At 52.7% G+C, this 20,978-nt stretch carries 20 protein-coding genes and 1 pseudogene; 11 read left to right on the top strand and 10 right to left on the bottom strand.

Annotated elements, in window-relative coordinates; genetic code table 11:
- Positions 1-62 precede the first annotated feature (62 nt).
- The 4 genes from dauA to lolB form a co-directional block, all read right to left on the bottom strand.
- Positions 63-1,745 (bottom strand): C4-dicarboxylic acid transporter DauA, encoded by a 1,683-nt coding sequence (dauA, locus tag OGY33_RS06200; RefSeq protein ID WP_071692414.1) that lies wholly within the window; start codon positions 1,743-1,745, stop codon positions 63-65.
- 124 nt (positions 1,746-1,869) lie between these two features.
- Positions 1,870-2,817, bottom strand: a complete 948-nt coding sequence (gene prs, locus OGY33_RS06205; RefSeq protein WP_001518537.1) for a ribose-phosphate diphosphokinase — start codon at positions 2,815-2,817, stop codon at positions 1,870-1,872.
- 269 nt (positions 2,818-3,086) lie between these two features.
- Positions 3,087-3,938: a 4-(cytidine 5'-diphospho)-2-C-methyl-D-erythritol kinase gene (gene ispE / locus OGY33_RS06210; RefSeq protein ID WP_008784980.1), complete on the bottom strand. Its 852-nt coding sequence runs from the start codon at positions 3,936-3,938 to the stop codon at positions 3,087-3,089.
- The gene (gene lolB, locus OGY33_RS06215; RefSeq protein ID WP_003833422.1) at positions 3,935-4,558 is read right to left on the bottom strand and encodes a lipoprotein insertase outer membrane protein LolB; all 624 of its coding nucleotides are present in this window, start codon (positions 4,556-4,558) and stop codon (positions 3,935-3,937) included. The genes ispE and lolB overlap by 4 nt, the downstream gene beginning before the upstream one ends.
- 211 nt (positions 4,559-4,769) lie before the next feature.
- Here lolB and hemA point away from each other — a divergent pair, with 211 nt between their 5' ends.
- Genes hemA through kdsA form a run of 6 tightly spaced genes read left to right on the top strand, consistent with a single transcriptional unit; the run spans position 4,770 to position 10,074 of the window.
- Complete coding sequence (gene hemA / locus OGY33_RS06220) at positions 4,770-6,026, top strand: glutamyl-tRNA reductase (protein WP_003833420.1); 1,257 nt, start codon at positions 4,770-4,772, stop codon at positions 6,024-6,026.
- Between the two features lie 41 nt (positions 6,027-6,067).
- Positions 6,068-7,150, top strand: a complete 1,083-nt coding sequence (gene prfA, locus OGY33_RS06225) for a peptide chain release factor 1 (protein WP_003020786.1) — start codon at positions 6,068-6,070, stop codon at positions 7,148-7,150.
- On the top strand, positions 7,150-7,983 hold the full coding sequence (gene prmC / locus OGY33_RS06230; RefSeq protein WP_191238439.1) for a peptide chain release factor N(5)-glutamine methyltransferase: 834 nt from the start codon (positions 7,150-7,152) through the stop codon (positions 7,981-7,983). The genes prfA and prmC overlap by 1 nt, the downstream gene beginning before the upstream one ends.
- Positions 7,980-8,372 (top strand): invasion regulator SirB2, encoded by a 393-nt coding sequence (gene sirB2, locus OGY33_RS06235; protein WP_048224049.1) that lies wholly within the window; start codon positions 7,980-7,982, stop codon positions 8,370-8,372. The genes prmC and sirB2 overlap by 4 nt, the downstream gene beginning before the upstream one ends.
- A 2-nt stretch (positions 8,373-8,374) precedes the next feature.
- Positions 8,375-9,184, top strand: coding sequence for an invasion regulator SirB1 (sirB1, locus tag OGY33_RS06240; RefSeq protein WP_008784975.1), 810 nt, complete (start codon positions 8,375-8,377; stop codon positions 9,182-9,184).
- 35 nt (positions 9,185-9,219) lie between these two features.
- The gene (kdsA, locus tag OGY33_RS06245; RefSeq protein ID WP_136391949.1) at positions 9,220-10,074 is read left to right on the top strand and encodes a 3-deoxy-8-phosphooctulonate synthase; all 855 of its coding nucleotides are present in this window, start codon (positions 9,220-9,222) and stop codon (positions 10,072-10,074) included.
- Between the two features lie 67 nt (positions 10,075-10,141).
- Here the strand turns inward: kdsA and bdcA are convergent, their stop codons facing one another.
- Positions 10,142-10,855, bottom strand: a complete 714-nt coding sequence (gene bdcA / locus OGY33_RS06250; RefSeq protein WP_048216243.1) for an SDR family oxidoreductase — start codon at positions 10,853-10,855, stop codon at positions 10,142-10,144.
- Between the two features lie 72 nt (positions 10,856-10,927).
- On the opposite strand from bdcA, the gene OGY33_RS06255 reads away from it, so the two are divergent.
- Positions 10,928-11,518 (top strand): TetR/AcrR family transcriptional regulator, encoded by a 591-nt coding sequence (locus tag OGY33_RS06255; protein ID WP_048224046.1) that lies wholly within the window; start codon positions 10,928-10,930, stop codon positions 11,516-11,518.
- 28 nt (positions 11,519-11,546) lie between these two features.
- A complete protein-coding gene (locus OGY33_RS06260; RefSeq protein WP_191238440.1) occupies positions 11,547-13,238 on the top strand; it encodes an amidohydrolase in 1,692 nt (563 codons plus the stop codon).
- Positions 13,239-13,292: 54 nt separating this feature from the next.
- Here the strand turns inward: OGY33_RS06260 and chaA are convergent, their stop codons facing one another.
- Complete coding sequence (gene chaA / locus OGY33_RS06265) at positions 13,293-14,393, bottom strand: sodium-potassium/proton antiporter ChaA (protein ID WP_191238441.1); 1,101 nt, start codon at positions 14,391-14,393, stop codon at positions 13,293-13,295.
- Positions 14,394-14,793: 400 nt separating this feature from the next.
- Here chaA and chaB point away from each other — a divergent pair, with 400 nt between their 5' ends.
- Positions 14,794-15,024: a putative cation transport regulator ChaB gene (gene chaB / locus OGY33_RS06270; RefSeq protein ID WP_008784971.1), complete on the top strand. Its 231-nt coding sequence runs from the start codon at positions 14,794-14,796 to the stop codon at positions 15,022-15,024.
- 196 nt (positions 15,025-15,220) lie between these two features.
- Entirely contained in the window at positions 15,221-15,916 is a 696-nt protein-coding gene (locus OGY33_RS06275; protein ID WP_016156738.1) for a gamma-glutamylcyclotransferase, read from the top strand.
- Positions 15,917-15,970: 54 nt separating this feature from the next.
- Here OGY33_RS06275 and OGY33_RS06280 read toward each other — a convergent pair whose 3' ends face one another.
- Together OGY33_RS06280 and OGY33_RS06285 are read right to left on the bottom strand one after the other, a co-directional pair.
- A complete protein-coding gene (locus OGY33_RS06280; protein ID WP_038641131.1) occupies positions 15,971-16,216 on the bottom strand; it encodes a DUF1883 domain-containing protein in 246 nt (81 codons plus the stop codon).
- A 261-nt stretch (positions 16,217-16,477) separates the two neighbouring features.
- A complete protein-coding gene (locus OGY33_RS06285) occupies positions 16,478-16,831 on the bottom strand; it encodes a DsrE/DsrF/TusD sulfur relay family protein (RefSeq protein WP_048216246.1) in 354 nt (117 codons plus the stop codon).
- A 218-nt stretch (positions 16,832-17,049) separates the two neighbouring features.
- On the opposite strand from OGY33_RS06285, the gene OGY33_RS06290 reads away from it, so the two are divergent.
- Positions 17,050-18,435: a YchO/YchP family invasin gene (locus OGY33_RS06290; RefSeq protein ID WP_081364695.1), complete on the top strand. Its 1,386-nt coding sequence runs from the start codon at positions 17,050-17,052 to the stop codon at positions 18,433-18,435.
- 21 nt (positions 18,436-18,456) lie between these two features.
- Here the strand turns inward: OGY33_RS06290 and narL are convergent, their stop codons facing one another.
- Both narL and narX read right to left on the bottom strand, forming a co-directional pair.
- The gene (gene narL / locus OGY33_RS06295) at positions 18,457-19,107 is read right to left on the bottom strand and encodes a two-component system response regulator NarL (RefSeq protein WP_003833392.1); all 651 of its coding nucleotides are present in this window, start codon (positions 19,105-19,107) and stop codon (positions 18,457-18,459) included.
- Positions 19,100-20,896: pseudogene (narX, locus tag OGY33_RS06300) on the bottom strand (nitrate/nitrite two-component system sensor histidine kinase NarX). The gene narL and the pseudogene narX overlap by 8 nt, the downstream one beginning before the upstream one ends.
- Positions 20,897-20,978 lie beyond the last annotated feature (82 nt).

Raw genomic sequence — 20,978 nt, forward strand, 5'->3', positions numbered from 1 at the left:
GGGAGCCATTTTTTTGTCTGTCATTTGCAATCCGGCGGCGTTTCGCCTGGCCGGGCTACACGTTAGCGGATATCTGCTAGCGCAGCATCTTTATTCGGGAAGAACGTCAGGCGCCCGGCAATCGGCTGAATACCCGCGCGCGCCATGGTTCGTAGCGGCTGGAATTCCAGATTACTGATGCGTAATTCGCAACCTTCCGGCAGACGTTTTACAAAGCGCTGGAAAGCGTCCAGACCACCGGCATCCAGTACCGGGACCGCGTCCCACTTCAAGACTACGATGCGTTTACCTTCAATACGCGACTCAAGATCGGTAAATAATCCTTCCGCCGCGGCAAAGAACAGCGGACCAATAACGCGCAGCACCAGCACATCGTCCGGTACGTCTACGTTGACCGGCGCCAGGCGAGTCATGCGCGCAATACGACGCATAAACAGCAGAGAGGCGAGAACGATACCGACGCTGATGGCAATAACCATGTCGAACAGTACCGTCAGCGACATACACATCAGCATGACAATGATGTCGTCTTTCGGTGCATGGCGCAGCAAATCCACCACTTTATGCGCTTCACTCATGTTCCATGCCACCATCAGCAGCAGGGCGGCCATGGCGGAAAGCGGTAACCAGGAAAGCAGCGGTGCAAGTACCAGCAGGGCAAGGATCACCAGAATCGCGTGGATAACCGCAGAGATTGGCGAGGTCGCCCCGGCGCGGACGTTTGCCGCAGAGCGGGCAATTGCCGCTGTGGCGGTGATACCGCCAAAGAATGGTGCCACGATGTTACCCAGCCCCTGGCCAATCAACTCGCTGTTAGCTTTATGCTTGGTGCCGGTCATCCCATCGAGTACGACGGCGCACAGCAGAGATTCAATTGCCCCCAGCATCGCCATCGAGAAGGCTGCCGGTAACAGCGCCTGTAACGAGCTCCAGCTCAGGGTAAAGTTTGATTCCGGCATATTCCACGGCAGGACCAGCTGCGGCAGCAACTGCGGGATACCATTACCCTGTGAGCCGTCAGCCAGAATGTAGTGGAACTGAGAACCAATGGTGGCGACATGGCCGCCGGTCAGGTTCACGATACCCATTACCGCACAGCCTGCCAGCAGTGCGGGAAGGTGACCCGGCAGTCGGATCCCCAGGCGCGGCCAGAAAATCAGGATCCCCAGCGTCACTACGCCAATGGCGGCATCGCCGAAATTGATGGTCGGCAAGGCCATAAACAGCGCACCAACCTTCTGCAGATAGTGCTCCGGGACATGGGCCATCTGCAGGCCAAGAAAATCTTTAATCTGCATGGTACCGATGGTGATACCAATACCCGATGTAAAACCTAACGTTACCGACACGGGGATATATTCGATCAGGCGGCCAAAACGAGCGAGGCCGAAAAGGATCAGGAATATCCCGGACATGAGCGTGGCAACCAGCAGGCCTGCCAGCCCAAACTGTTGCGACACCGGATACAGAATCACCACGAAGGCGGCGGTTGGGCCAGATACGCTAAAGCGCGATCCCCCGGTAAGGGCGATAACAATCCCAGCGACGGCTGAGGTATACAGGCCGTACTGCGGCGCAACGCCACTGCCTATTGCCAGGGCCATTGCCAGCGGAATGGCGATGATCCCAACGGTTATCCCGGCGATCAGGTCACGGGTAAAGCGAGAGGCAGTATATTTTTCTTTCCAACAAGCGTCGATGAGGGCGCGGAAAGGCATCACATGTGAGGAAAATAATCTGTTCACAATAATGTTTCATCCATGAGCGCATCATCTGTCAACTAAATGGCAGGTGAAGGAGGCATAAGTCATACAAATAAGTATTGCAGATAAAAAAACCCGCCGCAGCGGGTTTTTGAGCCGGGCTCGATTAATGCTCGAACATAGCAGAGATGGATTCTTCGTTGCTGATACGACGAATCGCTTCGGCCAGCATACCCGACAGGGTCAATGTACGCACGTTTGGCAGCGCTTTGATTTCGTCAGTCAGTGGGATAGTGTCACAGACAACGACTTCATCAATCACTGAGTTGCGCAGGTTGTTTGCCGCATTACCTGAGAAGATCGGGTGAGTGGCGTAAGCAAATACGCGTTTAGCACCACGTTCTTTCAGTGCTTCTGCTGCTTTGCACAGCGTACCGCCGGTATCGATCATGTCATCAACCAGAACACAGTCACGACCTGCAACGTCACCGATAATGTGCATCACCTGAGAAACGTTCGCACGCGGGCGACGTTTGTCGATGATAGCCATGTCGGTATCGTTCAGCAGTTTAGCGATAGCGCGGGCACGCACGACGCCACCGATATCCGGAGAAACCACAATCGGGTTGTCCAGGTTCAGCTGCAGCATGTCTTCTAACAGGATCGGGCTACCGAATACGTTATCAACCGGTACGTCAAAGAAGCCCTGGATCTGTTCAGCATGCAGGTCAACGGTGAGGACGCGGTCAACGCCAACGCTGGACAGGAAATCAGCGACGACTTTAGCGGTAATCGGTACACGAGCGGAACGTACGCGACGATCCTGACGTGCATAGCCGAAGTAAGGAATAACGGCGGTGATACGGCCTGCGGAAGCACGGCGCAGCGCATCAACCATAACGACCAATTCCATCAGGTTGTCGTTAGTAGGGGCACAAGTGGACTGGATGATGAAAATATCACCACCGCGTACATTTTCATTAATTTGTACGCTGACTTCGCCGTCGCTAAAGCGACCTACAGCGGCGTCGCCGAGTGAAGTGTACAGGCGGTTGGCAATACGTTGTGCTAGTTCCGGGGTGGCGTTACCAGCAAAAAGCTTCATATCAGGCACGAGAAGAACCTCAGGCATGCGTCCATTGGTGGAAAGAATCTGCCGAAAACTGTGCGGGCCAGGCAGTATCCTCTCCATGCGGTGTATTAAAGAGCGCGATGCAACGTCTGGAACAGGGTGACGTTGTCACCGCAACTCAGCTTGCCCGGCTTACTCTTTATCTTTCGCGTTTCATTTGCGCTGGCATCAATTCCTCACACCAGTTACATACTGAAATTGTATGCATCTGGCGATTCGTCATTTCGCCATTTTCCTGAAACCCGAAGGATTTAGAGTAACGCTCTGTGCAATGGGGAGAGGTTGACGCCTTTCGCCACAAAGCCTTTGAGCCATTCCGGGGCTTGCTCAAGCACCTGGCGAGCACGAGACTCAGTGTCAAATTCAGCAAAGACACAAGCCCCTGTACCAGTCAGGCGCGACGGCGCGTATTCTAACAGCCAGGAAAGCGCCGCATCAACCTCGCGAAAACGTTTTCTTGCGATAACCTCGCAATCATTGCCGAATTCACATTTTAGTAACGTTTTTATTGACCTTTTTGGCGTGTTGCGCGGGAGGTCGGGATCGTTAAAAATCACCGGTGTCGGAATACTGACTCCCGGATGAGCAACCAGATACCACTTTTCCTCAGGCTCGACCGGCGTCAGAATTTCGCCAACGCCTTCGGCAAAGGCCGCGTGGCCGCGCACGAATACGGGAACATCCGCCCCCAGCGTTAAGCCGAGTGCCGCCAGTTCATCAACCGAAAGTCCGCACTGCCAGAGATGGTTCAACGCCACCAGAACGGTTGCCGCATTAGACGAACCTCCGCCAAGACCGCCGCCCATCGGCAGGCGTTTGTCGATACTGATGTCCGCACCGCTCCCTTTGGGAAGGCAATTGCTTTCAGATGCCGCTTTCATCAGCGAACGTGCCGCACGGACGATCAGATTATCTTCATGCGCAACGCCTTCCACTGGGGTTAACAGGTGAATTTCGCCGTCGCTACGCGGCGTAATATCTATCGTGTCGCCATAATCAAGAAACTGAAATAAGGTCTGCAGCGTGTGGTAACCGTCCGCACGCTGTCCGGTGATGTATAAAAACAAATTCAGTTTTGCCGGAGAGGGCCAATGGGTCATCATTTCACAATCCAGTTATCCATTTTCAGCTTAATACGCTGGGAGCCGTCGGACAGCTCCATGTTTGCTGGCATCGCTGGCTGGGTTTTGCTGTCGTAGGCGCTATAGACCACTTTCCAGTTTTTACCGTCTTTGCTGTAGTTCACTTCACTCAGACGATATTGGTCGTCGAGCTTATAATCGGTGGCGTCACCTGGCAGTCCAAGGATCCACTGGCGCAGGCTGTTTAATGGGATAGGCATGCCGGTCAGTTTGCCGATCATCTCTTCAGCGTCGTCGGCGGTGTAATGCTTGCCTTTGTTATCGACCAGTTCGACGTTGCCCGGCTGCGCATTAAGTTCCAGTTCAGTGCTGCCCAGAGGGTTGGTCAGCAGGAGACGATAGCGATCCTGACCGGTTTGCTGCCAGAAAAAGCGGGCATACACTTTCTGTTGATCGGAAATATAGGCAAACGCACCACGCGTCTGATACTGGTTCAGGGCGCGAACTTCCTGTTGGTGCTGGCGCCACTGCGGAGAATCGGGGCTTTTACCGGGACCTTTAGGCGCGTTGAGCGTACAGGCAGTAAGAACCAGGGCCGCCAGCGGCAGCAGGCGAATCAGGCGAAAATCAGGCAGGGTCATAATGATGACAAATCCTTGAGATACGTTGCAGTTATAACTCTTAATGCTAGCGCCGCCATCAGACATCGTCTACGTTCAAGTTATCTTAAATCGCTTAAATTTGTGCACTAAGCTATTACTCCAAAAGGGGTCAGTCTCTTTTATTGACCGCACGCATCCTGTATGATGCACCCAGTCTAACCTTATCAACGCTGGTACTATTCCCGCACACATGACCCTTTTAGCGCTTGGTATTAACCATAAAACGGCACCTGTATCGCTGCGAGAACGCGTAACGTTTTCGCCGGATACGCTCGATCAGGCGCTGGACAGCCTGCTCGCGCAGCCAATGGTGCAGGGCGGGGTAGTGCTGTCGACGTGTAACCGCACGGAGCTGTATCTCAGCGTTGAAGAGCAGGATAACCTGCAAGAAGCGCTGGTTCGCTGGCTGTGTGAATACCATAACCTCAATGAAGAAGATCTGCGCAACAGCTTGTACTGGCACCAGGACAACGACGCGGTCAGTCATTTGATGCGTGTTGCCAGCGGTCTGGATTCACTGGTGCTCGGTGAACCGCAAATTCTTGGGCAGGTGAAAAAAGCGTTTGCGGATTCGCAAAAAGGTCACCTGAACGCCAGTGCGCTGGAACGCATGTTCCAGAAATCATTCTCTGTCGCAAAACGTGTACGTACAGAAACTGACATCGGCGCCAGCGCCGTGTCGGTGGCGTTTGCCGCCTGTACCCTGGCGCGGCAGATATTTGAATCGCTCTCCACGGTAACCGTGCTGTTAGTCGGTGCGGGCGAAACCATTGAGCTGGTAGCGCGACATCTGCGCGAGCACAAAGTGAAGAAGATGATCATCGCCAACCGTACTCGCGAGCGTGCGCAGGTGCTGGCGGATGAAGTCGGCGCCGAGGTGATTTCACTGAGTGATATAGACGCGCGTTTACAGGATGCCGATATCATTATCAGTTCTACCGCCAGTCCGCTGCCGATTATCGGCAAAGGAATGGTGGAACGTGCGCTTAAAAACCGCCGCAATCAGCCTATGTTGCTGGTGGATATCGCCGTACCGCGCGATGTCGAGCCGGAAGTGGGTAAATTGTCTAACGCCTATCTGTACAGCGTTGATGACCTGCAAAGCATCATTTCGCATAACCTGGCCCAGCGCAAAGCGGCGGCGGTGGAAGCCGAAACGATAGTGGAGCAGGAAGCCAGCGAGTTTATGGCCTGGCTACGCGCCCAGGGCGCAAGCGACACTATCCGCGAGTATCGCAGTCAGTCAGAACAGATCCGTGATGAACTGACCGCCAAAGCGTTGGCCGCTCTTCAACAGGGCGGTGATGCGCAAGCCATTATGCAGGATCTGGCCTGGAAACTGACCAATCGCCTGATTCATGCACCAACCAAATCACTTCAACAGGCCGCCCGTGACGGGGATAGTGAACGCCTGAATATTCTGCGCGACAGCCTCGGGCTGGAGTAGCAGCACACCAATCTTATTTTTTACAGGGTGCATTTACGCCTATGAAGCCTTCTATCGTTGCCAAACTGGAAGCCCTGCATGAACGCCATGAAGAAGTTCAGGCGCTGCTCGGTGATGCGGGTACTATCGCAGACCAGGATCGCTTTCGTGCGCTGTCGCGCGAATATGCGCAATTAAGCGATGTATCTCGCTGTTTTACGGACTGGCAACAGGTTCAGGAAGATATCGAGACGGCTCAGATGATGCTCGACGATCCTGAAATGCGTGAAATGGCGCAGGATGAACTGCGCGAAGCAAAAGAGAAATGTGAGCAGTTGGAACAGCATCTGCAGGTCCTGCTATTACCTAAAGATCCCGATGACGAACGTAACGCCTTCCTCGAAGTGCGCGCGGGAACCGGTGGTGATGAAGCGGCGCTGTTTGCCGGCGATCTGTTCCGCATGTACAGCCGTTACGCAGAATCGCGTCGCTGGCGGGTTGAGATCATGAGCGCCAGCGAAGGCGAGCATGGCGGGTTTAAAGAAGTCATTGCCAAGATTAGCGGCGAAGGCGTTTACGGGCGACTGAAGTTTGAGTCTGGCGGCCATCGCGTGCAGCGCGTACCTGCGACGGAATCGCAGGGGCGTATTCATACCTCTGCCTGTACGGTCGCGGTTATGCCGGAACTGCCGGATGCCGAACTGCCGGACATCAACCCGGCCGATCTGCGTATTGACACCTTCCGTTCATCAGGCGCGGGCGGTCAGCACGTTAACACCACCGACTCCGCAATCCGTATTACCCACTTACCGACCGGTATCGTAGTGGAATGCCAGGACGAACGTTCACAGCATAAAAACAAAGCCAAAGCGATGTCGGTGCTGGGGGCGCGAATTCGTGCGGCCGAAGTGGCAAGACGTCAACAGGCGGAAGCCTCTGAACGCCGCAACCTGTTGGGCAGTGGCGATCGCAGTGATCGTAACCGTACCTATAACTTCCCGCAGGGTCGTGTGACCGATCACCGCATTAACCTGACGCTCTACCGTCTGGATGAAGCGATGGAAGGCAAACTGGATATGCTCATTGAGCCGATTGTCCAGGAATACCAGGCCGATCAACTGGCGGCATTGTCCGAGCAGGATTAATGGATTATCAGCACTGGCTGCGTGAAGCGATAAGCCAATTACAGGCAAGCGAAAGCCCGCGCCGTGACGCCGAGATTTTACTCGAGTTCGTTACTGGCAAAGGGCGCACCTTTATTCTGGCTTTCGGCGAAACGGAGTTAACCGAGGCGCAGCGTCAACAGCTTGATACGCTACTGGCGCGGCGTCAGCGGGGAGAGCCGGTGGCGCACTTAACCGGCGTGCGTGAGTTCTGGTCGTTGCCGCTGTTTGTGTCTCCAGCCACGCTTATTCCGCGTCCGGATACCGAGTGTCTGGTGGAGCAGGCGCTGGCTCGCCTGCCGGCCTCAGCGTGTCGTATTCTCGATTTGGGAACCGGCACGGGTGCCATTGCGCTGGCGCTGGCAACCGAGCGTCCGGATTGTGCAGTGACAGCTGTAGACCGCATGCCTGATGCCGTGGCACTGGCCATTCGCAACAAGCAGCAACTGGGCATCGACAATGTTTGCGTGCTGCAAAGTAACTGGTTCAGCGCATTGCAGGGACAGCAGTTTGACATGATTGTCAGCAATCCGCCGTATATCGACGAACAGGATCCGCACCTGGCGCAAGGCGACGTTCGCTTTGAACCGCTGTCGGCGCTGGTGGCGGGCGATCAGGGACTGGCGGATATCGTGCATATCATCGACCAGTCTCAGCGCATGTTAACGCCCGGCGGCTATCTGTTGCTGGAACATGGTTGGCAGCAGGGCGAGGCCGTCCGTGATGCCTTTACTCGTGCGGGTTACCTGGCGGTTGAAACCTGTCGTGACTATGGCGGCAACGAGCGAATTACGCTTGGACGCATCCCATCATGAGTACCTTCGGTGTGTTACTCAACGTCCATCTCATCAGCATTGCGCTTTCGGTTGGTTTGCTGACGCTGCGATTTTGGTGGCGTTACACCGACTCGTGCCTTGCCTGCGCGCGCTGGACGCGCATCGTGCCGCCGGTTGTCGATACCGTTTTATTACTCAGCGGCGTAGCGTTAATGGTTAAAGCGCACATCCTGCCATTCACTGAGCACGGGACATGGCTGACTGAAAAGCTGTTTGGGGTTATCATTTACATCGTTTTGGGTTTTATTGCGCTCGATTATCGTCGGGCGCGCAGTCAGCAGGCGCGATTAATCGCTTTTCCGCTGGCGCTGGTGGTGCTGTACATCATCATTAAACTCGCCACCACAAAAATACCGTTACTGGGGTAAGCATGAGGTCGTTAGCTGATTTCGAATTTAATAAAGCGCCATTGTGTGATGGGATGATCCTGGCGTCGGAGTCTATCCGTCTGGATTTTCCAACACAAACTGTCTATGACGAACTGGAACGTCTGGTCAGTCTGGCGCAAGAAGAAATTAGCCAGCTCCTGTCTCAGGATGAGCAACTGGAAAAACTGCTGGCACTTTTTTACGGCGAATGGGGTTTTACGGATACCCACGGCGTCTATCGTCTTTCTGATGCACTATGGCTTGATCAGGTACTGAAAAGTCGTCAGGGCAGTGCCGTATCCCTGGGTGCGATCTTATTGTGGATTGCCAACCGACTGGAGCTGCCACTGGTGCCGGTGATTTTCCCGACACAACTCATCCTGCGTATTGAATCGCTCGATGGCGAAATGTGGCTAATCAATCCGTTCAATGGCGAAACGTTAAATGAGCACACGTTGGAAGTGTGGCTGAAGGGGAATATCAGCCCGGTCGCGGAGCTGTTTAACGAAGACCTGGATGAGGCGGATAATGCAGAAGTAATTCGTAAGCTGCTCGACACGCTGAAATCATCGCTGATGGAAGAGCGGCAAATGGAGCTGGCGCTGCGTGCCAGCGAAGCACTATTACAGTTTAATCCTGAAGATCCGTATGAAATACGCGATCGTGGATTAATTTACGCGCAGCTGGAGTGTGAACATGTTGCGCTGACCGATTTAAGTTATTTCGTTGAACAGTGTCCGGAAGACCCGATCAGCGAAATGATTCGTGCGCAGATTAATACTATTTCGCACAAGCAAATTGTATTGCATTGATTAATGACACTTTACCTACCGTTTAAGGCGATCCTATGAAACAAAAAGTGGTTAGCATTGGCGACATCAACGTGGCAAATGACCTGCCGTTCGTGCTGTTTGGCGGAATGAACGTGCTGGAATCCCGCGATCTGGCGATGCGCATTTGTGAGCACTACGTAACCGTTACTCAAAAGCTGGGTATCCCTTACGTGTTCAAAGCCTCCTTTGATAAAGCCAACCGTTCTTCCATCCACTCTTACCGTGGGCCGGGCCTTGAAGAAGGGATGAAAATCTTCCAGGAACTGAAGCAGACTTTTGGCGTAAAAGTGATCACCGACGTTCACGAAGCCAGCCAGGCTCAGCCTGTTGCTGACGTGGTGGATGTGATTCAGCTGCCGGCCTTCCTCGCTCGTCAGACCGATCTGGTGGAAGCGATGGCGAAAACCGGTGCCGTTATCAACGTGAAAAAACCGCAGTTCGTAAGCCCGGGCCAGATGGGCAATATCGTGGATAAATTCCATGAAGGCGGCAACGACAAAGTAATTCTGTGCGACCGTGGCGCGAACTTTGGTTATGACAACCTGGTTGTGGATATGCTGGGCTTCAGCGTGATGAAGAAAGTTTCTGGCAACTCGCCGGTGATTTTTGACGTTACCCATGCGCTGCAATGCCGTGACCCGTTTGGCGCAGCAAGCGGCGGTCGTCGTGCGCAGGTTACTGAACTGGCGCGCGCAGGTATGGCGGTAGGTCTGGCCGGTCTGTTTATTGAAGCGCATCCTGATCCAGTCAATGCGAAATGCGACGGTCCATCCGCGCTGCCGCTGGCGAAACTGGAACAGTTCCTGACTCAGATTAAAGCGATTGATGACCTGGTTAAAAGCTTCGACGAGCTGGATACTGAGAACTAAGAAAGTGTTGCAGTCCGGAGAGATATCTCTTCGGACTGCTGTTTGAGAAAAGTGTTAAGGGTAGGCGTCAGGCGCCAAACGCACCATCAATTGTATGCATTGCCCCCGTCACAAATCCAGCCTCAGGGCCTGCAAGCCAGGCAACCATTCCCGCAACTTCCTCTGGACGGCCATGTCGTTTTAGCGCCATAAAACTGTGCATCACCTCTTTCAGTGGGCCATCTTCCGGGTTGGCATCGGTATCAATAGGGCCTGGTTGAACCACGTTTACCGTAATGCCCCGCGGTCCAAAATCACGTGCCAGCCCCCGGGCCAGCCCTTGCAGCGCTGATTTGCTCACCGCATAAGAGGCCAGGCCAGCAAGAGGCATACGGTCGCCATTCACAGAACCAATAATGATAATGCGTCCGCCGTCAGGCATCTGTCGTGCCGCTTCCACCGCCGCATAGTATGGGGAGTGAATGTTAATCCGGAACAGGCGCTCCACGTCATCCGGATCCTGCTCCAGCGCATCACCAAACAGAATAATGCCTGCATTAACTACCAGCACGTCCAGCGGGCCGCTTTCGCGTACCCGGTTGATGACGGCGTTACGATCGGCGCTATCGGTTTGCGCTGTCTGGGTACCCGTCTCATCAGCAAGCGCTTTGGCAGCGTCAGGGGAGCCTGAATAGGTAAAGGTAACCGATGCGCCATCCGCGGCAAAACGGCGCACGATAGCCGCGCCAATCCCACGACTGCCGCCAAGAACCAGAACTGACTTGCCATTAAAAGAAGACATGAGGTACTCCTTGAACAATTATGTAGTGATCGATATATAATAGGTGCACAGTTTTCTGTCAATGGATTTGTAATGAACACTACAAAATGCACTCGAGCACCTGGACGCCCACGTAATTTTGATCCAGAAATGGCCGTTGCCAAAGTACAACCCTTGTTTCACGCACATGGCTATGACGCCGTTAGCGTGGCGGATGTCACCGCGGCGTTGTCGATCAAGCCCCCCAGTTTCTATGCTGCTTTTGGGAACAAAATCGGTCTTTATGAACGTGTTCTTGACCGCTACGTACAAACTGAGGCGATTCCGTTTGATGATATTTTGCGCCCCGACAAACCCGTTTCTGAATGTCTTACCGATCTGCTTGAAGAGGCGGCGCGACGTTATGCCGCAGATCCGCATACGCCGGGATGTTTGGTCCTGGAGGGCACGCACAGTAACGATCCGCAAGCGCGGAAGGTCGCGCGGAATTTCTACTCGGCTGCCGAACATAAAATTCACGACTTTATCGCACAGCGGCATCCTAAAGAGGCTGACAGCCTGACTGATTACGTCAGTACCACAATGCTTGGCCTGTCGGGAAAAGCGCGTTGCGGGCATTCGTTCGAACGTCTGCTAGCCAGCGCGCGAATCGCTAGCGTAGCGGTGCGGCATCAGCTTTCCTGATTTTCATCACGTGAAAAGGTAGATAAATATGATGGGTAAACTGGGACTTCGCTTTAATACTCCCCCTCCGGCTATTCGCAAAGCAACGTTGGCCGCAATTCTGATCGGAACTTCATTTCTGGCGCATTCTCAGGACAAGGCCGATGTTATTTTGTATAACGGCAAGCTGATTACCATGGATGAACAACAACCCAACGCGCAGGCGCTGGCGGTAAAAGGGCGGCATATTATTGCGGTGGGTAATAATGAAACGGTGAAAAAATGGTCCGGACCGAACACGAAGGAAATCGATCTTACGGGGCAAACCGTTATTCCGGGATTAATTGATGCGCATCTGCATGGCATTCGGGGTGGGAGGACGTTTTTATTTGAAACCTACTGGTTTGATACTAAAAATTTACCCGATGCGTTAAATAAATTGTCGCAATCTGCGGCACAGAAAAATACTGCGCAATGGGTGGCGGTGGCTGGCTCATGGATGCCTGAACAATTTGCTGAAAAACGGGATCCGACGGTTCAGGAACTGAATCAGGCGGTGCCTCAGCATCCTGCGTATATACAAAGCCTTTATGACTATGCCCTGTTAAATCAAAAGGCTATCGAGACCCTAAAACTTAATAGTCCACAGCCGGATGTTCCGGCAGGGATCGTGATAGAACGCGATGACAAAGGGCTGGCAACGGGGAAATTGCGCGGGACCATTGGCAGTTTTAACCAGCTTTTCGCCCAGATTAGCCAGACTTCCGATGTTGAAAAGAACCTTAACGCCTTTGTTCGTTATTTAAATAAACGCGGCGTGGTCGGGTTTATCGATCCTTCTGCCGGGCATGAGCAAGCTTATCGTGATTTCTTTAAACTTCAGCAGCAGCAACCTCTCAGGATACGTGTTGGATATCGTTTATCCGCACCGCCTGGTAATGAAACGGAATGGTTTAAACAACGTCTGGCATTTCGCCCGGCAATACACGATGACGGCAGAATAGCCTTTCTGGGCTTCGGTGAAAGCCTGGTGATGGCAATGAATGACGGCGTACGGATGTCATCTGGATTTAAGTCTTCTGCACAATCCCAACAAGAACAATTTAAGGTGCTCCAGCTTGCCGCCCTGGAAGGGGTCGCCGTAGAAATACATGCCTATACCGATGACAGTGCGGATGCGATTTTAGATCTCATTAGCGAGGTGGCTAAATCGTATGACATTGCTCCGTTACGCTGGTCTATTGCGCATCTCAATACCGGTACGCCAGAAACAATTACCCGCATGAAGAAACTCGGCTTGGCCTATTCTGTCCAGATGGGGCCATATTTTGAATCTCCCGCCATTGGACGCGCAAATGGTAAAACGGTGGCGGCACTCTCATCACCAGTTCAACCCGCGTTAGAGCAGGGGGTAATCGTTGCCGGCGGTACAGATGCGACGCGGATTGGCGTTGCGGGAGTGTGGCATGCCATTGAGTATCATGTCACAGGTAAAGCACTCGACGGCTCAGTACGCCATGACACCCGCCAGTTAAGTCGGGAAGATGCGTTAAAAATGTATACCCGAAATGCCGCCTGGCTGGCTTTTGCAGAACAGCAGAGGGGTAGTTTGCGGGAAGGTAAGTTCGCCGATTTTGCGGTGCTTAATCAGGATATTATGGCTATTCCGGCAGACAAATTGCACCAAACGGAGTCGTTATTAACGTTTGTCGATGGTCAACAGGTTTATCCGGAGCTGTGAGCGGTAAAAGAAAACGGCCCTGAGAAGGGCCGTGGGTTCTACCAGAAAAACTCATCAGGCAAATATCGTCATCAGATAGGCGATAAACAGCGCCAGATGCGCCGCACCGTTAAGCACATTGGTGCGTCCGGTGGAGAAAGAGATGTGGCACAGTACCAGTGATGAAACCATCACAATCATCTCTGGCGCGCCCAGCGCAAAGACCAAATCATTCCCGGTTGCCCATGCGATCAGGGTCACTACCGGAACGGTCAGTGAAATGGTGGCTAATACTGAACCGAAAAACAAATTCATCGCCCGCTGTACCTGGTTGCTCAGAACCGCTTTCAGCGCACCCAGCCCTTCAGGAGAGAGGATCAGTAACGCTACCAGGAAACCGGTAAAGGCGACCGGCGCATTCAGTTCAGTCAGCAATGTCTCCAGCGGGCTGGCGTTCATCTTGGTCACAGCAATAACGGCGATCAGATGAATGATAAGCCAGGCAGCGTGCCATAAATTGCTATGTGCTGACGGTTTACCGTGATGCGGGTCGTCGTCGTCACCCTCGTCTTCATGCTCGTAAATGAACAGACTCTGGTGCGTTTTAGTTTGGATCAGCAAAAATACACCGTACATTGCCGCAGAAATTAACGCCACCAACAGCGCTTGTGCGGTAGTGAAATTCGCACCCGGTAAAGCCATCGGGAACACCAGTACAATAATGGCCAGTGGGAACAGAGCAATTAAATACTGCTTAATACCAAACAGATTCATATACTGAGTGGCAAATTTACGGCCACCTAACAGTAATGAAAAACCGACCAGGCCGCCGGTTACGATCATAATGATTGAATATAGCGTATCGCGCATGAGCGTAGGCGCTGCATCGCCGGTCGCCATTAATGCGGAGATTAAGCTGACTTCAAGAATAACAACGGACAGGCTGAGGATCAGCGACCCGTAGGGTTCGCCAAGTCGATGTGCTAATACATCCGCATGACGGACAACACTGAATGCACTGCTTAATATACCAATAAGGGCCAGCGCATTAATGCCGATGACCACTGGTAGTGACTGACTGCTCCCCCATAAGAACAGTACTACCAGTGCCAAAATCGGGAAGACGAGAGAGGTCTCCTTGTGGCGGGTTTTTACCGCCTCATTTACGTGTGTCATTGAATTAATTCTCCGTCTCTGCAGGTATTTATACCCGTCATACTTCAAGTTGCTTATGTGTTGGCTACGCTCGCTCACCCCAGTCACATAGTTATCTATGCTCCTGGGGATTCACTCCCTTGCCGCCTTTAAGCAACTCGAATTATTTAGGGTATATAATTATAAAAAGTATTAAAGAATGTAAAAAATAACAGAAAACCTGGTTTTGTAGGTGACATTTTACGAAATTTTACTACATCGCTTATTTTTCCTCTCAAAGCGGTCAAAAACAAAGTTCTAGTTTATAGACTGTTTAATTAACAGAAGGTTAGATGAAGAAATTTTCTATAAATGTCCATTATTGGCGCATCTCCGCATTGTTAACCACACTTAAGGTTTAGCCTAAAAAGAGGAGTTCACAATGCCATATAAATCCAAAAGCGATCTGCCTGAAAGCGTGCAGCATGTTCTGCCAGCCCATGCTCAGGACATCTACAAAGAAGCTTTCAACAGCGCCTGGGAACAATATAAAGATAAATCTGACCGTCGTGATGATGCTACCCGTGAAGAGACAGCACACAAGGTGGCGTGGGCCGCGGTCAAAAATGATTATCAAAAAGGTGATGATGATAAATGGCATAAAAAGGCGTAACAGTATCAATTATAATGCCTTTATGAACTAGCTTGCATCAGGCGTTAGCGAATCGTGCTACGCCGCGCCGTTGCTGGCTTGCAAGCGAGCGGTGAATTGCCTATTGTCCAGCTATTGGTTTCAAAATGAGCAGTTAAAAAGCCCGGAAGGCGTCAAAAAAGTTGTCGCAGGGAAGCAGCAGTGGCGGAGGTGTAAGGTGTTAACGCGTGATTTTTTATTGAATGCCGACTGCAAGACGGCATTTGGTGCTATTGAAGAATCACTACTCTGGTCAGCGGAACAACGTGCAGCCTCACTTGCTGCCACGCTTGCATGCCGACCAGATGATGGACCGGTGTGGATCTTCGGTTATGGATCATTGATGTGGAACCCGGCCTTAGAATTTGAAGAGTCCTGTACCGGGACGTTAGTCGGCTGGCACCGTGCCTTTTGCCTGCGTCTGACGGCGGGGCGAGGAACGGCGTGTCAGCCAGGACGTATGCTGGCCCTGAAAGAGGGCGGACGCACCACCGGTGTGGCCTACCGTTTGCCGGACGCGTCCCTGGAACAAGAGCTTTCACTGCTGTGGAAGCGAGAAATGATTACCGGCTGTTATCTGCCGACCTGGTGTCAGTTGGCGCTTGATGACGGCAGGACGGTGAACGCACTGGTCTTTATTATGGATCCGCGTCATCCGCTGTTTGAGTCAGACACGCGCGCGCAGGTTATTGCGCCGCTTATCGCCGCGGCGAGCGGACCTTTAGGCACCAACGCCCAGTATCTGTTCTCACTGGAACAGGAGCTGGTCAAGTTGGGGATGCAGGATGATTGTCTTAACGATCTGGTGATCACGGTCAAACGATTGTTGGGAGAGAATCTGCCGGAAGGTGTTATGCGTCCAGGATTTGCCTAATATCGCCCGATGTTGTATGCCCGATAAGCCAGGTGCTTATCGGGCGTTTAACGCTTAGGCTGCAATAAAACTTATCGAATGCTCAAGCGACTGGCTATGGCTGTCGATCAGCACATTCCAGACGCCGGTATACGGTACGGTTAGCCATGCGTTATCACGATCCTGCACGCTTAAGATGTCGGACTGCGTGTCTTTGACGTGATTTTTCTCGCTCATCAGGTGGATGTGGCAACGCTCAGAACAGCGCACGACTACCGTATCACCACCAAATAACTTTAAACTCGCCTTCACTAATGCCATTTTTCACCCCGTTCTTGAAAACAACGTACTTTCTGTCGAAAGTGCTGCGTGATGTTGTTCACATTTCACTCATTGCATAACACCAAAGGGGGGGCAACAGGATGCTGATTTTGATCAAAAAATGGCATAACGATTAAACAAAAGTGACAAAATCCCTCAAAAGGGTTGAAAAGGCGTGCTAACGTTCAACGAAACCGCGCCCATCTACGATTAAATCCGGAAATTATCGACACTTTCAGTGAGCTTGCCTGAAGCGGTGTATCAGAAGGTTAATACTTTATCTGCAGCCAACGTCCATTGAGCCAGTTCAACCAGCGTGCCGACGGCTACTCCGTCAATTAACGGTAGCGTCGTGATCCCACGGCCATCGGTACAGGTTTTACACAGTTTGACCGGCACATTTTGCGCTGTCAGGATCTCCAGCATTTGCTGAATATTATATCCTTCCGCAGGTTTTTGACCGCTAAGCCCCGCCGTTACCGCGTCCGACATTAAAAACAGACGCAGGTCGAGATCCGCTTCCTGTTCGCGCAGGGCGATGGCCAGACGCAGGCTATTAAATAACGATTCGCTTCCATAGGCCGCACCGTTCGCGACGATCACTATCTTTTGCATTATTACTCCTGTTGTCAGATGGAAGGGATAATTCCTGGCGTGTATGTTACTCCCTGTTCCTGATGTGGGAAAGAAAGCATGGTTGCAGGAGTGGGTACCTCTAATTATCCATGTCAGAAAATCCCGAAAACGGGGATAAAGGCTGCAATTAACAGCCGAAGACGTTATGGTTTAGGTTAAGTGTGTCTAATTAATTGATGTAAGAGACAACTGACGATTTGAGCCGTAATATTTATTTTTCTCTCGCTGTATTCTCACTCTTGCCATTGGCAGGCGGTATTGCCAACGCACGGACATCTTTTATTCACCAGGCTGAAAACCCTTTCGATAACAATAGTGATGGCTTACCCGATCTCGGTATGGCGCCGGAGTCGCGGGCAGGCGAAAAGCACTTTGCTGAAATGGTCAAAGCGTTTGGTGAAGCCAGCATGACCGATAACGGGCTTGATACGGGTGAACAGGCGAAGCAGTTCGCGTTTGGTCAGGTGCGTGACACGGTCAGTGAACAGGTTAATCAGCAACTGGAATCCTGGCTCTCTCCCTGGGGAAACGCCAGCGTTGGATTGCAGATGGATAACGAAGGCAGCTTTACCGGAAGTCGGGGAAGCTGGTTTATCCCATGGCAGGACAATCAACGATATTTAACCTGGAGCCAGTTGGGGCTGACGCAACAGGACGAAGGTTTAGTCAGCAATGCGGGGATTGGGCAGCGCTGGGTACGCGACGGCTGGTTTCTGGGTTACAACACCTTTTATGACAACCTGTTGGATGAAAATCTGCCCCGGGGAGGCCTTGGCGCCGAGGCGTGGGGTGAATACTTGCGCTTATCCGCTAACTATTACCAACCGCTGTCCTCCTGGCAGGAGCGTTCCGCAACCCAGGAACAACGGATGGCCCGCGGCTACGACCTGACTGCGCAAATGCGCATGCCGTTCTATCAACACCTCAATACCAGCGTCAGCGTGGAACAGTATTTTGGCGACCGGGTGGATCTGTTTCATTCCGGAACCGGGTACCACAATCCTGTGGCGGTGAATCTGGGATTGAGCTATACGCCGGTGCCGTTGATTACCGTGACGGCACAACATAAGCAGGGCGAAAGCGGAGTCAGCCAGAATAACCTCGGCTTAACGCTGAATTACCGCTTTGGCGTGCCGCTAAAAAAACAGCTGATGGTCAGCGAGGTGGCAAACAGCCGATCGCTGCGCGGCAGTCGTTATGACGATCCGCAGCGCAACAATCTGCCGACGCTGGAATATCGCCAGCGTAAAACATTGTCGGTATTTTTGGCCACGCCGCCCTGGGATCTCAAGTCTGGTGAGACGGTGGCGCTGAAGTTGCAGGTGCGTAGTTTGCATGGGATCCGCCATTTGACCTGGCAGGGTGATACCCAGGCGTTGAGTTTAACGGCGGGTAGCGATAACCGAAGCGCGCAAGGCTGGACGATTATTATGCCTAAGTGGGACAGCAGCGAAGGCGCGACAAACCGCTGGCGGTTGTCTGTGGTGGTAGAAGATGAGCAGGGTCAGCGTGTCTCTTCCAATGAGATCACGCTATCACTGACCGAACCGTTTATTACCGTTTCGGAAAATGATCCTCGTTAGCAATGAAGCATCAACGCGTTATCAGAAAATGCGTTCCTGATGTACCCATACCGCGGCTTCGACGCGTGATTTGAGCTTCATTTTCTTCAACATATGCTTCACATGGACTTTTACCGTACTTTCAGTGATGTCCAGACGACGGGCGATCATCTTGTTCGGCAGCCCCTGGGCAATGAGTTTGAGAATGTCGCGCTCACGCGGTGTCAGTTGGGTAACATCACGGTCCGACGTTGCACGATTAGCACGCAGGCTGGCGGCCAGAACCGGCGTTAAGGCCTCACTCAGCACCATTTCACCGGCCGCTGACTGCTGTAAGGCTTTGAGTAAATCTTCAGGCTCCATATCTTTCAGCAGATAACCATCAGCGCCGCGTTTCAGTGCGGTAACTACGTCTTCTTCATGATTGGATACGCTAAACACAACGATACGGCCCGACAGTGACTTTTCACGCAGCTTATCGAGAGTTTCCAGGCCGTTCATGCCGGGCATGTTGAGATCAAGCAGGATCAGATCGGGATCAAGGGATTCAGCCAGCTCGATACCCTGCTCACCATTGCTGGCTTCGCCGACAACGGTAATATCGGGCGCCATGCTGACAAGCTGTTTTACACCGGTTCGCAGCATCGGATGATCGTCGATCAACAGGATGGTTGCCGGTTCCAGATTACTCATGGGTATCTCCTTGGACTTCTGTGAAGTTTGTTTCGGGAATAAAAGTGACAGCAACTTCAGTACCGCCCGTCTCGCGACGGCGTACGCGGCAATCGCCGCGCAAGCTCTGCGCACGGTCGCGCATTATAATCATGCCGTAGTGGTTACTGCGTTCGGCGTTTTCCGGTACGCCGCAGCCGTTATCTTGCACTGTTAGTTTGACCTGCTTGCCATTTTGCACCACCGTCACGACCACTTCATTGGCCTGAGAGTGTTTAAGTGCATTACTCAGGGCTTCGCGCGCAATTTGTAGCAGGTGAATCGCCTGATGCGAAGGGACCAGGCGTGGCGGTAGCTGATAATCCAGCTTAACCGTAAATCCAAAACGGGCGCTGTACTCCTGACAGCTGGCTTCAAGCGCCGGTCGTAATCCAGGTTCCGTGAGCTATAAACGGAAGGTGGTTAACAGCTCACGCAGTTGTGCCCATGAAGCATTCAGCTCGTTACGTATCTGGCTGAGCAACTCGCGACAGTTATCTGAAAGCGCATCGCCCTGCATCTGCAAACAGCTAACCTGCATCTTCATACAAGAGAGCGATTGTGCAATAGAATCATGAAGTTCGCGTGCAATGGTGGCACGCTCTTCCATCACGATCAACTGCTGTTGACGCTCCTGATGTCTGTCGAGCGCGAGCGTTGCGGTCAGTTGCTCAACCAGGGTATCAACCAACTGCTGCTGATCGTGGCTGAGATGGCGTCCGTTCGGCAAGGTGGCGAGCAGAATACCATATTGGGTATGCGCATCGGTCAGCCGCCATTTCAATGTGATCCCGCCGTCAATCGCGGGCAGTGTTCCGCGAGGACACAGATGGCAACCTTTTTCATCACAGCTGGCATTGGACTGACAGGTAAATTCCTGATGATTGTCTTCATCTTCCAGGTCGTAAACCCGGAGTTCAATATCATGTAGCAAGGTCAAATTTTGCAGACCGTTCAGTACTGGTGAGAGGCGTTCGCACAACGGCACCTGAGAGTGCAGGCGGCGGTTGGCTTGCCACAGAAAAGAAAGGATCTGATTTTTGTGCTCCAGTCCCGCCGTTTTTTCCTGCACCCGCTGTTCCAGCACGGCATAACTCTCAGCCAGCTCTTCGGACATATTATTCAGTGCCGAACCCAGAGCGGCCATCTCATTACGCCCGCTGATACGCGCGCGTTGGGTAAAATCACGTTGGCTGACGGCTCGCGCCATCGCCAGCAGCTGTTTCCACGGCTCTAACAGGCGCACGCGCAGCCAGATAATGGTGAAAACCAGCAGCAATGCCATAAATATGGCCATCAGGCGATGCAGCAGGACGACGCGTTCAATGCGTAATTCGGTGGTATGGTCAAAGGCGGTAACCAGCTTATCCAGACCGCCTACAAAGCGCGTCACATCCTGCGCTACCGCATCAGGCGTTTGCGCATGCGCAAGCCCCGGCGCCAGTTCAGTGTGCCAGTAATCCTGTAGTGCTTTTAACTGTGCCTGTTGTCCGTCTCGCTTTGCGGCACGCGTCAACTCCGGGCTAAACGCCGTTTTCTCCATTTCATCCAGAAGCGGTTGATCGCTAGCGTCCAGCGGTACGGCTGCCAGCAGGCGATAACTCTGCATGCGCAGCGATCCCGCTTTGTTGATTGCATGGGCGCTACCCTGAACGCCCTGAACCAGCCAGCCGGAGACAGCCATACCCGCCACGCCGATGGCTGTGGACAATAAAACAATCAGCGCCACCTGGTTGACCAGCGTAAGCGGGGAGAGACAACGTTTAAACATGGTGACTTGTTCCTTCGGGTTTTCGTCGAACAGAAAACCTTATTGAATGACGATTCTGCTGCAGGCAGTGGCGTTATTCTCG

The organism is Citrobacter sp. Cpo032, assembly GCF_030332975.1.
GTDB lineage: Bacteria > Pseudomonadota > Gammaproteobacteria > Enterobacterales > Enterobacteriaceae > Citrobacter > Citrobacter portucalensis.

What these genes read in the sequence shown, in the direction of transcription:
- prmC (WP_191238439.1), top strand. Translation starts at nt 7,150, where the DNA reads ATGGATTATCAGCACTGGCTGCGTGAAGCGATAAGCCAATTACAGGCA.
- ispE (WP_008784980.1), bottom strand. Translation starts at nt 3,938, where the DNA reads ATGATGACCCATTGGCCCTCTCCGGCAAAACTGAATTTGTTTTTATAC.
- hemA (WP_003833420.1), top strand. Translation starts at nt 4,770, where the DNA reads ATGACCCTTTTAGCGCTTGGTATTAACCATAAAACGGCACCTGTATCG.
- sirB1 (WP_008784975.1), top strand. Translation starts at nt 8,375, where the DNA reads ATGAGGTCGTTAGCTGATTTCGAATTTAATAAAGCGCCATTGTGTGAT.
- kdsA (WP_136391949.1), top strand. Translation starts at nt 9,220, where the DNA reads ATGAAACAAAAAGTGGTTAGCATTGGCGACATCAACGTGGCAAATGAC.
- chaB (WP_008784971.1), top strand. Translation starts at nt 14,794, where the DNA reads ATGCCATATAAATCCAAAAGCGATCTGCCTGAAAGCGTGCAGCATGTT.
- chaA (WP_191238441.1), bottom strand. Translation starts at nt 14,393, where the DNA reads ATGACACACGTAAATGAGGCGGTAAAAACCCGCCACAAGGAGACCTCT.
- OGY33_RS06280 (WP_038641131.1), bottom strand. Translation starts at nt 16,216, where the DNA reads ATGGCATTAGTGAAGGCGAGTTTAAAGTTATTTGGTGGTGATACGGTA.
- bdcA (WP_048216243.1), bottom strand. Translation starts at nt 10,855, where the DNA reads ATGTCTTCTTTTAATGGCAAGTCAGTTCTGGTTCTTGGCGGCAGTCGT.
- prfA (WP_003020786.1), top strand. Translation starts at nt 6,068, where the DNA reads ATGAAGCCTTCTATCGTTGCCAAACTGGAAGCCCTGCATGAACGCCAT.
- sirB2 (WP_048224049.1), top strand. Translation starts at nt 7,980, where the DNA reads ATGAGTACCTTCGGTGTGTTACTCAACGTCCATCTCATCAGCATTGCG.
- OGY33_RS06285 (WP_048216246.1), bottom strand. Translation starts at nt 16,831, where the DNA reads ATGCAAAAGATAGTGATCGTCGCGAACGGTGCGGCCTATGGAAGCGAA.
- OGY33_RS06255 (WP_048224046.1), top strand. Translation starts at nt 10,928, where the DNA reads ATGAACACTACAAAATGCACTCGAGCACCTGGACGCCCACGTAATTTT.
- OGY33_RS06260 (WP_191238440.1), top strand. Translation starts at nt 11,547, where the DNA reads ATGATGGGTAAACTGGGACTTCGCTTTAATACTCCCCCTCCGGCTATT.
- narL (WP_003833392.1), bottom strand. Translation starts at nt 19,107, where the DNA reads ATGAGTAATCTGGAACCGGCAACCATCCTGTTGATCGACGATCATCCG.
- lolB (WP_003833422.1), bottom strand. Translation starts at nt 4,558, where the DNA reads ATGACCCTGCCTGATTTTCGCCTGATTCGCCTGCTGCCGCTGGCGGCC.